Raw genomic sequence first — 12490 nt, 5'->3', positions numbered from 1 at the left:
GAACACCCCGGCGGGCCCTCGCGCGACGGCGGCGAGGCGTCATCAGCCCAGCGAGACCACCGTCCGCAGCGCCTCGCCGCTGCGCATCTGGGCGATCGCCTCGTTCACGTCCGCCAGCCCGACCCGGTGCGTGATCATCCCGTCGAGGTCGATCCGCCCGGCCCGCCACAGCTCCACGACCAGCCCGATGGTGCGCGCCACCGGCGCCCCGCCGTACAGCGAGGGCAGCAGGCGCTTCTCGTTGAAGAACAGCTCCCCCATGGTGAACTGCGCGCGGTCGTCCTGCGCGCCCGCACCGATGACGACCACCGCGCCGCCACGTCGGGCGGCGTCGTAGCCGGCCCGGACGGTGGCCGAGCGGCCGACCGCCTCGAAGACGTAGTCGAAGCCGCCGGCCGGCAGGCCCTTGGCGAGGGCCTTCAGCTCCTCGGGGGCGATCGCCTCGGTGGCGCCGAAGGCGAGGGCCCGTTCGCGGCGCGAGACCACCGGGTCGACGACGGTGATCCGGGCGGCGCCGCAGACCCGGGCGCCCTGGACGGTGGCCACGCCGACGCCGCCCGCGCCGATCACCGCGACCGAGGAGCCGGGCTCGACCTCGGCGGTGTTGACGGCGGCGCCGATGCCCGTGGTGACCCCGCAGCCGATCAGCGCGGCCACCTCGTACGGCAGGTCGGACGGCACCTTGATCACGGCGTCGGCGGTGACCACCACCTCCTCGGCGAAGGCCCCGGTGCCGTAGAAGCCGGAGGCCTCCGTGCCGTCGTCCGCCAGCCGGAAGCCGGGTGCGCCGAGCCGCCGCAGGCTGGCGGTGCAGAGGTGGCCGCGGCCGTGCTCGCAGTGGGCGCAGCGGCCGCAGGGGGCCATCCAGCAGAGCACCACGCGGTCCCCGGGCGCGACGCCGGTGACGCCCTCGCCGACCTCCACGACGTCGCCGGCGCCCTCGTGCCCGGGGACGAACGGCGCGGGCTGCGGCAGGACGCCGCTCATCGCGGAGAGGTCCGAGTGGCAGAGGCTGGCGGCGCGCATCCGGACCCGTACGGTGCCTGGTCCGAAGCCGACCGCCGTCACGTCCTCGCGCACGTCGAGGGTGTCCTGTCCGGTCTTGTGCAGGACGGCTGCGCGCATGGGGCTGCTCCCGGTGTGCGTGGATCGACGGTCGGGCCGATTCTGGCACGGGCGACGCGGGGCGGGTAGAACACGTTCCAGGACGGGACGGAGCCGCCGGAAGCGCGCACGATGTCGCCGTTCGCTGGCATGGTCCCGGCCGTGCCTACACCCGTGGCCGCCGACATACCCCGCACCGCACCCGCCCCGGTCCACGGCTCGCACTGCCCGGACTGCGGCAAGCCCCTGACCGCCGACCCGCGTTTCACCGCCTGGTGCCCGGCCTGCGACTGGAACCTCGTCCCCGGGGCGGAGACCGCCACCGCGACCACCCGGCGCGAACGGGCCGCCACCGTCCGCGCCGACCGGCTGTTCCAGGACCTCGCCGAGGGAGAGGACTCGGCCACCAGACACCTGGACTGGCTGCTGGCCTCCGCGGTCGCCGGTCTCGTCCGCCTCTCCACCGCCGCCCTGTTCTGCTGGGGACTCTGGCTGCTCGTCACCGGCGACATCCCACTGCGCTGCCTCGGGGCCGCCGTCCTCGGGCTCGTCGTCCTGCTGCGGCCGCGGCTCGGCCGGATGCCACGCGGCGAGAGCGCGGTCGAACGCGACCGGGCGGGACGCGCCGGCGATCGCCGCGGAACTCGCCCCGCACCGTGCCCGGGTCGCCGCCGCCCTGCTCGAAAGCTGAGCCTGCCGCCGCCGCCCCGGCTACCGTCGAGTAGGGTCCGAGCACGTCCGTCCCCCGTCCCGAACCCGAGGAGCACCGCATGTCCGACCTACTGGAGAGCGCCCGCCCGGCGCCCGAGGTGCTGGCGGCGTTCGAGGCGGCCACCGGGTTCATGCCGGTGGACGAGGGCCTCGCGCTGTACGCGGCGGCCGTGGCGGCGGCCCGGCGGACCGGGCTGCCGGTGCTGGAGATCGGCACCTACTGCGGCCGCTCGGCGATCCTGCTGGCCGCGGCTGCCCGCGAGACCGGGACGGTCGCGCTGACCGTGGACCACCACCGCGGCTCGGAGGAACAGCAGCCCGGCTGGGAGTACCACGACACGAGTCTGGTGGACCCGGAGGTCGGCCGGATGGACACCCTGCCCCGCTTCCGCCGCACCCTGCACGCCGCCGGGCTGGAGGACCACGTGGTCGCGCTGGTCGGCCGCTCGCCGCAGATCGCCGCGCTGTGGGGCCGCCCGCTGGGCCTGGTGTTCATCGACGGCGGGCACACCGACGAGCACGCCACCGGCGACTACGAGGGCTGGGCGCCGCACCTGGCGCCGGAGGGCCTGCTGGTGGTGCACGACGTGTTCCCGGACCCGGCGGACGGCGGCCAGGCCCCGTACCGGGTGTACCTGCGGGCGCTGGCCGAGGGCTTCGAGGAGGTCTCGGTGACCGGCTCGCTGCGCGTCCTGCGCCGCGCCGCCGCCTGAGCGGATCGCCCCCACAGCCCCGCACGGATGCTCTAACGTCGTGCCGGGGCTGTCGGTCGCGGGTTCGAACGGTACGGTGTCCGCGCAGCACCAGGCGGCTGCACCAGGCGACACGGGGCAGCACCAGGCAGCGACACGAGGCAACAGCACCAGGCAGAGCATCGGCGGACGGTGGGGGCCAACGGCACATGACGGACCAGCAGAACACCGCTCCGGCGGTCTGGGACCCGACCGCGCGCGGCGGCGCGGGCGGCTGGGTCCGCAACCCGCAGCGGCAGGACGCCGAGCCCGCACCCGCCGTGCCCCTCGCGCAAGGCGCACAGCCCGCCCCGCCCGCCCCCGGCGCACAACCGCCGAAGCCCGGCCCGGTCGCGCCGCCCCCCTCCCCGGGCGCCGTCGGCGACCAGGGCCCGCCACTGGGCGCCCGCCCGTACCTGGCCACCGCGCCCGGCTTCGGCCCGCCCGCGCCCGACCCCGAGACCGCGCCCGGCTTCGGCCCGCCCGTCCCCGGCTTCGGCCCGCCCCCGGCCGATGCTGTGCCCGCCCAGGGGCCCGGGGCGCCCACCGCCGCCTTCCCCACCGTCGCCCCGCCGCCGCCCGCCGCCGCGCCGTTCCCCTCCCACGCGACCCCGCAGCCCCGGGGCCCGCAGGGAACACCGACGACCCCCGGCCCCGGCTACGTCTATCCTCCGCCGCCCCCGGCAACCGCGCCGGCGCCGCCCCCGTACGGGGCCCAGCCGGACTACCCGGCCCACTACCCGGTCGACGACGAGGACGACCGGTCGCGTCCGGGCAAGGGCAAGGCCCCGCTGCTGGTCGGCTTCGCGCTGCTCCTGGTACTGGCGGTCGGCGGCGGCCTGCTGTACGCGAGCCAGGGCGGCGACGACAGGAGCGGCCAGGCCGCGCCCGCCCCGACGGCCGCCGGTGGGACCGGCTCCGGCAACCCGCAGCCCGCCCCGGCGCCCACCGGTACCGACGCCGCGCCGAGCACCGCCCCGACCACCCCGGCCGGCGGGACCCCGTCCCCCTCCGCGACCGGTCCGGGCCCCAACGCCCAGGCCCAGGCGCAGGCGCTGGACGGTCTGCTCAGCGAGGGCGAGAACGCCAAGGCCCCGATCGGCAGCGCCGTCGCCAAGGTGAGCAGCTGCCCGTCCAAGGCCGACATCGAGAGCGCCGCCCAGGACTTCGACAACGGCGCGAAGCAGCGCGACGTACTGCTGACCAAGCTCGCCAAGCTGAGCGTCACCGATGTACCGGGTGGCACAGACGCGGTGAACTCGCTGAAGTCCGCCTGGCAACTGTCCGCCGACATCGACCGGGCGTACGCGAGCTGGGCGCGCACCGTCGCCAAGCAGGGCTGCTCCGGCCGGGCCCAGAGCACCGCGGACAAGACCCACGCTGACCAGCTCAACCCGCAGGCGACCCAGGCGAAGACCGAGTTCATGGCCAAGTGGAACCCGATCGCGAGCAGCTACAACCTCACCACGCGGACCCAGGACAGGATCTGACCCACCCGTGACCAGCTCCACCTCCCGACCGCCCCGCCGCCGCTCCGCCCTGCTGCGCGCCACCACGGTGGTGGCCGCGGTCGTCCCGCTCTGCACGGCGGGCTGGTTGGGCTGGCAGGCCCTGGACGACTCCGGGCCTGCGGGCGCCACGGCCGCACCGGCCGGCGCCGTCCAGTCCACCACCCAGGCCCCGGGCGCCCCGGAGGCCCCGCCGACCAGCGGCACACCCGCCGCAACACCCGCAGCGACCGGAACGCCGACCGGAACGCCGTCCGGAACCCCCACCTCGGCCCCCGGGGGCACCGCCGACCTCGCCGGCCGCACCGTCGTGCTGGACCCCGGCCACAACCCCGGCAACTTCGCCCACCCCACCGAGATCAACCGCCAGGTGGACATCGGCAACTCCCGCAAGGAGTGTGACACCACCGGCACCGAGACCGACTCCGGCTACACCGAGGCCGACTACACCCTGGACGTCTCCCGCCGGGCCCGCGCCCTGCTGACCGCCTGGGGCGCCAAGGTGGTGCTGGTGCAGGACGGCGACCGTGCCTGGGGCCCGTGCATCGACGAGCGGGCCAAGGCGGGCGCCGACGCGCACGCCGACGTCGCGGTCTCGGTGCACGGCGACGGCGGCCCGGCGAGCGGCAGCGGCTTCCACGTGATCATGCCCGCCAAGGTGGTCGCCGGTAAGGCGGACAACTCGGCGATCGTCGAACCCTCGCACCGGCTCGGCCTGCTGCTGCGCCAGCACTTCCACGACGCGACCGGCGAGCCCTACGCCGACTACATCGCCGACGAGGGCCTGGACACCCGCTCCGACCTGGGGGGTCTCAACCTCTCCACGGTCCCCAAGGTGTTCATCGAGTGCGGTAACATGCGCAACTCCGTGGACGCCAGACGGATGACGGACCCTCAGTGGCGCCAACAGGCCGCCCAGGGGATCGCCGACGCGCTGGCCGCCTTCCTGACCACGCACTGAGCGGGCCCGGCAAGGAAGTTGGGACGAACGGACCTAACGGACGACCCGCCGCCCGGCCCGCACCGTTTGCAACGACTTCGGCCCATTCCCGGTCCCGCCGTGCACCGGCAGGACGGTTGGCCCTAGGCTTCTGGTCCGTTCGGGAGTTTCGGCCGGTCAGCCCGACCGCACGAATCACCGTCCACGACACGTCAACGAGGGGAACGTAAGTGAATCTGCGCGCTCTCACCAGGGGAGACGCCGCCGTCGCAGGCGCGGCCGTCCTGCTCTTCATCGCCTCCTTCCTGCCGTACCGGACCTGCACCGGTCGGTACTGCGGCCCCATCGGCTCGCAGAACGCGTGGAGCACCGAGCTGTTCCCCATCCTGCCTTCGATCTACCTGCTGGGTATCGCCGCAGCCGTGCTGATCCTGGTGCAGCGTTTCCAGGGCGAGGCCGCGGCCAACCGTCAGGTGCTCGGCCTCCGGCTGGACCAGTGGGGCATCGCGTTCGCCGTGGCGGCGCTGTGGACCTCGATCTGGGCGCTGGGCGGCGGCACCGGCGGCGCCTTCGAGGGCCTCGACATCAGCCACGGCTTCGGCGCCTGGCTCGGCCTCATCTCGCTGATCGTGCTGGCCGGTGCGGCCGCCGCGAGCCCGCTGGTGCCCGCGCTGAAGGCCCCGCTGGTCACCGACCGCCCGGCCGTCCCGTACCAGGGCGGCTACCCGATGCCGGGTCAGCCCGGTCACCCGGGCGCCCCCGGCCAGCCCGGCCAGTACGGCTACCCGGCCCAGGGCCACGACCCGGCCTTCGGCGCCCAGCCGGCCGGTGGCTACGGCTACCCGGGTGCCGGTCAGCCGCAGCCGGGCCAGCCCGGTCAGCAGATGGCCGGCCAGCCGCAGGACGCCGGCGTCCCGGCCCCGCAGCCGGCCGCCCCGGCGACGGACTTCCAGCCGTTCTGGTTCGCCGTCCCGGCCCCGCGCCAGCTGGCCCCGAAGGACAACCCGGCCGGCGCCCCGGTCGGCGAGGTCGTGCCGGGCACCTGGTACCTGGCCGTCGAGCAGCGCGGTACCGCGCTGGTCGCGCAACTGCCGGACGGCACCCACGGTGTGCTGAGCGACACCTCGGGCATCCAGCGCGGCTGACACCCACCACGCGGAAGGGGCGGGACCGGATCACCGGTCCCGCCCCTTCCGCGTGTCTGCGCTCAGCAGCAGTCCTGGACCACCAGCCCGGCGGGCAGCTGCTCCCCGCCGAAGACCGCGACGGTCGCCGGGTCCCCGCCGAGCGCGGCCACCGCGAGCAGCAGCGACCCGGCCGTCCAGGTGGTGCGCTCCTCGGGCCAGATCGCGTCGTCCTCGAAGACGTACCCGGTCCAGTACGAGCCGTCCTCGTGCCGCAGGTGCTTCTGGATCCAGCGCAGGATGTCCACCGCGCGGTCGGACTCGCCGATCGCCCAGAGCGCGAGGGCCAGTTCGGCGCTCTCCCCGCCGGTCACCCACGGGCGGTCGCTGACGCAGCGCACGCCGAGACCGGGGACGACGAAGCGGTCCCAGTCCCGCTCGATCCGGGCCACCGCCGCGTCGCCGCGCAGGCCGGTGCCGAGGATCGGGTAGTACCAGTCCATCGAGTAGCGGTCCTTGTCGAGGAACCGCTCGGGGTGGTGGGCGATGGCGTGCCGCAGCCGCCCGGCCGCGAGCTCCCAGTCGGGCTGGGGCTCCTCCAGGTAGTCGGCGACGGCCAGGCCGCAGCGCAGCGCGTGCAGGATGCTGGACGAGCCGGTGAGCAGCGCCTCGTCGGTGGCGGTGCCGTCCTCGTCGACCCGCCAGGCGATCGGGCCGCCGGGCAGCCGCAGGCCGACGATGAAGTCCAGGGCCCGGCGGACCACCGGCCAGATCCACTCCAGGAAGGCGTCGTCGCCGGTGCTGAGGTGGTGGTGCCAGACCCCGACCGCGATGTACGCGCAGAAGTTGCTCTCCTTGGCCCGGTCGGTGACCACGCCGTCGGTGTACGCGGCGTACCAGGAACCGTCCGGGTTCTGCTGGGCGGCCAGCCAGCGGTAGGCGGCCTCGGCGGCGGCGTGCTCGCCGGCGGTGTCGAGGGCCATCGCGGCCTCGGTGTGGTCCCAGGGGTCCAGGTGGTGGCCGGTGAACCACGGGATGGCGCCGTCGGGGCGCTGCTCGGCCAGGATGCTTCGGACGGTGCCGGCCGCCTGCTCGGCGTCCAGCACCCCGTCGAGCAGCAGCACCTCGGGGACGGCGGCGGTCACTCCGCCCCGCCCGGTGCGCGGTTGGGCTTCGAGGCGTAGGCGACGAAGCTCTTGCCGATGACCGGGTTGAGCGCCTTCTCGGCGGCCTTGGTGAGGGTGCTGATGACCGGGGTGCCGACGATGTCCCAGACCAGCAGCTGGTGGTACGCCTTGACCGGCAGCGCCTTGTCGTTGTTCACGCCGACCGCGCACTTGATCCACCAGTACGGGGAGTGCAGCGCGTGCGCGTGGTGGGTGCCGTACGGCTCCAGGCCGGCGTCCTTGAGCTTGCCGAGCAGCTCGTCGCCCCGGTAGATCCGGATGTGGCCGCCCTCGACCTCGTGGTACTCGTCGGACAGCGCCCAGCAGATCTTCTCCGGCAGCCAGCGCGGCACGGTGACGGCGAGCAGGCCGCCCGGCTTGAGGACGCGGAACATCTCGTTGAGCACGCCCTTGTCGTCGGGTATGTGCTCCATCACCTCGGAGATGATGATCTTGTCGAAGTACTCGTCCTCGAACGGCAGCGCCAGCGCGTTGCCCTCCATCGCGACCGCCGACGCGCCCTCGGGGGCCTCACCGGCCTGCTCCATCGCGGCGAACCACTTCTTGACCTCGGCGATCTCCTCGGTGTTCTGGTCGAGGGCGATCACGTTGGCACCGCGGCGGTAGCACTCGAACGCGTGCCGGCCCCCGCCGCAGCCCAGGTCGAGCACCCGGTCGCCGGGGGCGAGCGGGAAGCGCGAGAAATCGACGGTCAGCACTGCAGGGCTCCCATTCCTATTGCTACCAAGCGCTCTTGACGCTTCGTCAGGTCACGCGCGCGTGTCGTCGGATCGATCGGGCGACACCGCTCGGGCGCGCCACTCAGGGCACGTACCGCCAGCCGGGCCCGGAACGGGCCCTGGCACCCACGCCGGTGGCGATCGCCGCGCGGTACGCCTCGGCGGTCAGCTCGGCCGCCCGCTCCCAGGTGAACCGGGCCAGCACCCGCTCCCGCCCGGCCGCGCCGAGTTCGGCGCGCAGCTGCGGGTCGTCCAGCAGCCGGCCGAGTGCGGCGGCCAGCGCGTCCGCCTCCCCCGGCGGCACGGCCAGGCAGGTCTCGCCGTCCGGCCCGGCCACCTCGGGGATCGCCCCGCCGGTGGTGGCGACCAGCGGGGTGCCGGTGGCCATCGCCTCGGCGGCGGGCAGCGAGAAGCCCTCGTACAGCGACGGGACGCAGGCCACCTCGGCCGAGCGGTACAGGTCGACCAGCTCCCGGTCGCTCAGGCCGGTGCGGAACTCGATGTGCTCCGCCAGCCCGAAGCGGCGCACCGCCTCGGCCACCGGCCCGTCGTCCTTCTGCGGCTTGCCGACCACCACCAGGTGGGCGTCCCGCTCGGTGCGGACCTTGGCCAGTGCCTCGACCAGGTACACCAGGCCCTTGAGCGGCACGTCCGCGCTGGAGGTGGTGACGATCCGTCCGGGGACCCGCTCGATCTCCGCCGAGGGCGACCAGAGCCTGGTGTCGGCGCCGATCGGGACCACCGAGATGGCCCCGGGGGCGGCGCCCAGGTGCTCGGCGATCTCGCGCTGCGAGCTGCCGGAGACGGTGATCACGTGGTCCAGCCGGGCGGCGACCCGGCGCTGCATCCGGGTGAAGGCGTACCAGCGGCGCAGCGAGAGCCGCTTCAGCCGGGTGGTGGCCGCGTCCAGCTCCAACTGCCGGTCCACGGTGATCGGATGGTGGATCGTGGCGACCAGCGGGAAACCGTGCCGGGCGAGGCCCAGCAGGCCGTAGCCGAGGGTCTGGTTGTCGTGCACTACGTCGTAGCGGCCCTTGTGCCGGGCCAGGTACTGGCGGGCGCGCAGCGAGAAGGTGAGCGGTTCGGGGAAGCCGCCGGTGCGCATGGTGGCGAACTCCAGCACGTCCACCGGCCCGCGGAACTCACCGCGGGCGGGCGTGCGGAAGGGGTCGTCGGCGCGGTAGAGGTCCAGGCTGGGCAGCTCGACCAGGCGCACCGAACCGGGCCCCTCGACCTCGTCCAGCACGGGGTAGGGCTGGGCCCCGATCACGTCCACGTGGTGGCCGAGTCCGGCCAGCTCACGGGAAAGGTGCCGTACGTACACGCCCTGACCGCCGCAGAACGGGTCCCCACGGTATGACAGCAGGGCAATCCGCAGCGGCTGCGCGGTCATCCTCGGCCCTCATCTCTGGTCTGCTATCGGTGCTACTTGTGCTGCCGGTCGCTAAAGTAGATCAGGTTTCAGTGGCTGTGGAACTCGTCATCGACCGTGTGAACAATGAGAGACCTCGAAGATACCGGCCCGTAGCTTTCGCTCAGGAGCCAGGGCTGGTGATTCCCGCCACGCCGGGCCGACCGACCGCGGGACGACTTCGGGCCGACCTTTCTGGAGCACGCCGCCACCCACGCGCCCCCGGGAGCACACTTGCCGTCGCCGACCACGTCCGCGAGCCCCACCTCCGCGCCCTCGGGCGAGCCGCCGCTGACCGCGCGTCAGGCCGAACGGCGCCGCCGCATCCTGCGGGCCGCCACCGCGCTGGCCGCCCGCGGCGGGTACGAGGCGGTGCAGATGCGGGAGGTCGCGGAGAGCGCGCAGGTCGCCCTCGGGACGCTGTACCGGTACTTCCCGTCCAAGGTTCACCTGCTGGTCGCGGTCATGCTGGAGCAGCTGCAGGGCCTCCAGGACCACATCCGACGCCACCCGCCGACCGACCAGGAGCCGGCCCTGCGGGTCGCCGACGCGCTCACCCGGGCCTTCCACGCGCTGCAGCGCGAACCGCTGCTGGCCGAGGCGATGGTCCGCTCGATGTGCTTCGCCGACCGCTCGGTCGGGGCCGAGGTGGACCGGATCAGCGCCGCCACCGGACAGCTCATCCTGGACGCGATCGGCCAGTCCGGGCCGCCCAGCGAGAGCCAGCGGGCGGCCGTCCGGGTGATCGAGCACACCTGGCACTCGGCCCTGGTCGCCTGGCTCTCCGGGCGCGCCTCGATCGCCGAGGTGAGGGCCGACCTGCACACCGCGGCACGGCTGCTGACGCTGGCCTGACCACTCTCGGAGTGCAACCGGACTGGAACCTGTTCCTGCCGCACCGGGCCCGTCCGACCCGGCCCGGCGGCTAGAGTCGACGGGCGTCGTGGCCCCGACAAGGACCCAAAGGATCCAAGAGACAGGCCCTGGCCCGGGCGCCCGCGCCCGGCACCCGTCGACGACCACGGAACGGCCCCCGCCCGGGCCACCACCGCTCACCGAAAGGCACACCCGCACCATGCACACCGCCGCCCGACTGGGCGCCGCCGCCCTGTCCGCCGCGCTGCTCGCCGGCGTCGCCGCCGGACCGGCCCTCGCCGACAGCCCCTCGCCGTCGGCCCCCCTGCCGGAGGGCCTGTACGGCAAGAGCGACCCCACGTACGACGGCGTCTGGCGGCAGTCGCTGGCGCTCACCGCGCTGTCGGCGGCCAAGGTCACCCCGGCCGACTCCGCGGTCGCGTGGCTCACCGGGCAGCAGTGCGAGGACGGCGGCTGGCCCTCCTACCGCGCAGCCGGCGCGGCCTGCGACGCCAAGACCGAGGACAGCAACGCCACCGCCGTCGCCATCCAGGCGCTGGTCGCCCTCGGCAGGCACCAGGACGCCGTCGACAAGGGCGTGAAGTGGCTCAAGGCCAACCAGAACGCCGACGGCAGCTGGCCCTACAACCCCGGCAACCCGGGCGACGCCAACTCCACCGGACTCGCCGTCAACGCGCTGTTCGCGGCCCGGACGGACCCGGCGAGCGTCGCCAAGGCGGGAAGCGGCGGCGCGGCCGCGAAGAACGCCTTCGACGGCCTCGCCCACTTCCAGCTCGGCTGCGCCGCCCCCGCCGACCAGCGTGGCGCCTTCGCCTACCAGCCGGACCCCGCCGCCGGCACCCTCACCCCCAACACCCTGGCCAGCGCCCAGGCCGCGCTCGCCGCCGCCGGCGGACACCTGCCGGTCGCCACCTCGGTGCGCGCCGACACGGCGCCCAAGGCCATCGCGTGCGCCGACGGCTCCGCGCCCGCGACCGTCCCGCACGCCGAGGCGGGCGAGGCCGTCGGCGCCTACCTCACCAGCCAGCTCACGGCGGGCGGCGAGCACCTCACCCTCACCACCCCGGGCGCCGATCCCAAGCCCGACTACACCGCCACCGCCTGGGCCGCGCTCGCCCTCATCCAGAGCGGCCACCCCGACCAGGCCACCGAAGCCGTCGGCTGGCTCAAGGGACAGGGCACCGCCTGGACCAAGGACGGCACCGACGCCGCCGCCACCGCCACCCTGCTCCTGGTCAGCCAGGCCGCCCACCGCGACCCGGCCGCCCTCACCGGCCAGCTCAGCGCCCTCGGCCCGGCCCCCAAGGCCACTGCCGCCTCCTCGGAGGCGGCCACCCCGTCGTCGAAGAAGAGCGACGGCATGGGCCAGGTCTGGCTGATCATCGTCGGCCTCCTCATCGGCATCGGCGGCGGCCTGCTGCTCAGCCTCCAGCGCAAGCGCAACCCGAACCTCTGATGCGCCTCGTGGTTCACCGTCCGGCGGGCCGGGCCTCCGCCCTGCGCGCCGGAGGCGGCTCGGCGGCCCGGGTTCTCCTCGCGCTGCTCGGGGCGCTGCTGCTCCTCGCCACCGCCGCGCCCGCGCAGGCCGCCTCCGGGTACCGGTACTGGTCGTTCTGGCGCGGGGCCGACGGCGGGGCGTGGAGGTACCAGCAGCAGGGGCCCGCGATCGCCGTACCGCCGGACGGGGTGGTCGACGGGTGGCGGTTCGCCGTCAGCCCCGACGGCGGGCAGGAGGCCGCGAAGCCCCGCGCTCAGGCGCGCTTCGACGAGATCTGCGCGGGCACGCCCGCACAGGACGGCCGCAAGCGGGTGGCCGTCGTGCTGGACTTCGGGACCGCCGAGGACGCCGGGTCGTCCGCCGTGCAGCCGCCCGAGCAGCGGACCGCCTGCGCCAGTGTCGCGCCGCGCGCCAGCTCGGCCGAGGTGCTGGCCGCCGTCGCGCCGCCGCTGCGCTACGACACCAACGGCCTGCTGTGCGCCATCGCCGGCTACCCGAAGGCGGGCTGCGCCGAGCAACTGGGTGCGCCCGCCGCGCAGCCCGACGGCCCCGCCAAGGCCGGCGCGCAGAGCGGCAGCGGCCCGGACGTCGGCCTGGTCGCCGGCGGTGCGCTGGTCGCCGTCCTCGCCGGGGGCGCCGTCTGGCAGGCGCGCCGCCGCCGCAACTCCTGATTCCTGCCCG

At 74.8% G+C, this 12490-nt stretch carries 11 protein-coding genes; 7 read left to right on the top strand and 4 right to left on the bottom strand.

Going from position 1 to position 12490, the window contains the following annotated elements:
• Positions 1-42: 42 nt before the first annotated feature.
• Positions 43-1125, bottom strand: a complete 1083-nt coding sequence (locus ACWC9T_RS17880) for a Zn-dependent alcohol dehydrogenase (RefSeq protein ID WP_449821991.1) — start codon at positions 1123-1125, stop codon at positions 43-45.
• A gap of 749 nt (positions 1126-1874) precedes the next feature.
• Here ACWC9T_RS17880 and ACWC9T_RS17875 point away from each other — a divergent pair.
• The 4 genes from ACWC9T_RS17875 (at position 1875) to ACWC9T_RS17860 (ending at position 6139) form a co-directional block, all read left to right on the top strand.
• Positions 1875-2528 (top strand): class I SAM-dependent methyltransferase, encoded by a 654-nt coding sequence (locus ACWC9T_RS17875; RefSeq protein ID WP_355673939.1) that lies wholly within the window; start codon positions 1875-1877, stop codon positions 2526-2528.
• 188 nt (positions 2529-2716) lie between these two features.
• A complete protein-coding gene (locus tag ACWC9T_RS17870; RefSeq protein ID WP_449821990.1) occupies positions 2717-4036 on the top strand; it encodes a hypothetical protein in 1320 nt (439 codons plus the stop codon).
• A gap of 7 nt (positions 4037-4043) precedes the next feature.
• The gene (locus ACWC9T_RS17865) at positions 4044-5015 is read left to right on the top strand and encodes an N-acetylmuramoyl-L-alanine amidase (RefSeq protein WP_449821989.1); all 972 of its coding nucleotides are present in this window, start codon (positions 4044-4046) and stop codon (positions 5013-5015) included.
• 209 nt (positions 5016-5224) lie between these two features.
• Positions 5225-6139, top strand: a complete 915-nt coding sequence (locus ACWC9T_RS17860; RefSeq protein ID WP_449821988.1) for a hypothetical protein — start codon at positions 5225-5227, stop codon at positions 6137-6139.
• 62 nt (positions 6140-6201) lie between these two features.
• Here ACWC9T_RS17860 and ACWC9T_RS17855 read toward each other — a convergent pair whose 3' ends face one another.
• From ACWC9T_RS17855 to ACWC9T_RS17845, 3 genes are all read right to left on the bottom strand, one after another.
• Positions 6202-7263 (bottom strand): prenyltransferase/squalene oxidase repeat-containing protein, encoded by a 1062-nt coding sequence (locus ACWC9T_RS17855; protein WP_355673943.1) that lies wholly within the window; start codon positions 7261-7263, stop codon positions 6202-6204.
• The gene (locus tag ACWC9T_RS17850) at positions 7260-8003 is read right to left on the bottom strand and encodes a class I SAM-dependent methyltransferase (protein ID WP_449821987.1); all 744 of its coding nucleotides are present in this window, start codon (positions 8001-8003) and stop codon (positions 7260-7262) included. Before ACWC9T_RS17850 ends, ACWC9T_RS17855 begins: the two co-directional genes overlap by 4 nt.
• Positions 8004-8106: 103 nt before the next feature.
• A complete protein-coding gene (locus ACWC9T_RS17845) occupies positions 8107-9417 on the bottom strand; it encodes a glycosyltransferase family 4 protein (RefSeq protein WP_449821986.1) in 1311 nt (436 codons plus the stop codon).
• Between the two features lie 252 nt (positions 9418-9669).
• Here ACWC9T_RS17845 and ACWC9T_RS17840 point away from each other — a divergent pair, with 252 nt between their 5' ends.
• From ACWC9T_RS17840 to ACWC9T_RS17830, 3 genes are all read left to right on the top strand, one after another.
• Positions 9670-10290: a TetR family transcriptional regulator gene (locus ACWC9T_RS17840; protein ID WP_449821985.1), complete on the top strand. Its 621-nt coding sequence runs from the start codon at positions 9670-9672 to the stop codon at positions 10288-10290.
• 220 nt (positions 10291-10510) lie between these two features.
• Positions 10511-11767: a prenyltransferase/squalene oxidase repeat-containing protein gene (locus tag ACWC9T_RS17835; RefSeq protein ID WP_449821984.1), complete on the top strand. Its 1257-nt coding sequence runs from the start codon at positions 10511-10513 to the stop codon at positions 11765-11767.
• Positions 11767-12480, top strand: a complete 714-nt coding sequence (locus ACWC9T_RS17830; protein ID WP_449821983.1) for an SCO2322 family protein — start codon at positions 11767-11769, stop codon at positions 12478-12480. The genes ACWC9T_RS17835 and ACWC9T_RS17830 overlap by 1 nt, the downstream gene beginning before the upstream one ends.
• Positions 12481-12490 lie beyond the last annotated feature (10 nt).

Source organism: Kitasatospora sp. NPDC001159, from assembly GCF_053598235.1.
The sequence above is the reverse complement of the archived record's forward strand: the minus strand, read 5'-3'. Positions and strand labels throughout refer to the sequence as shown.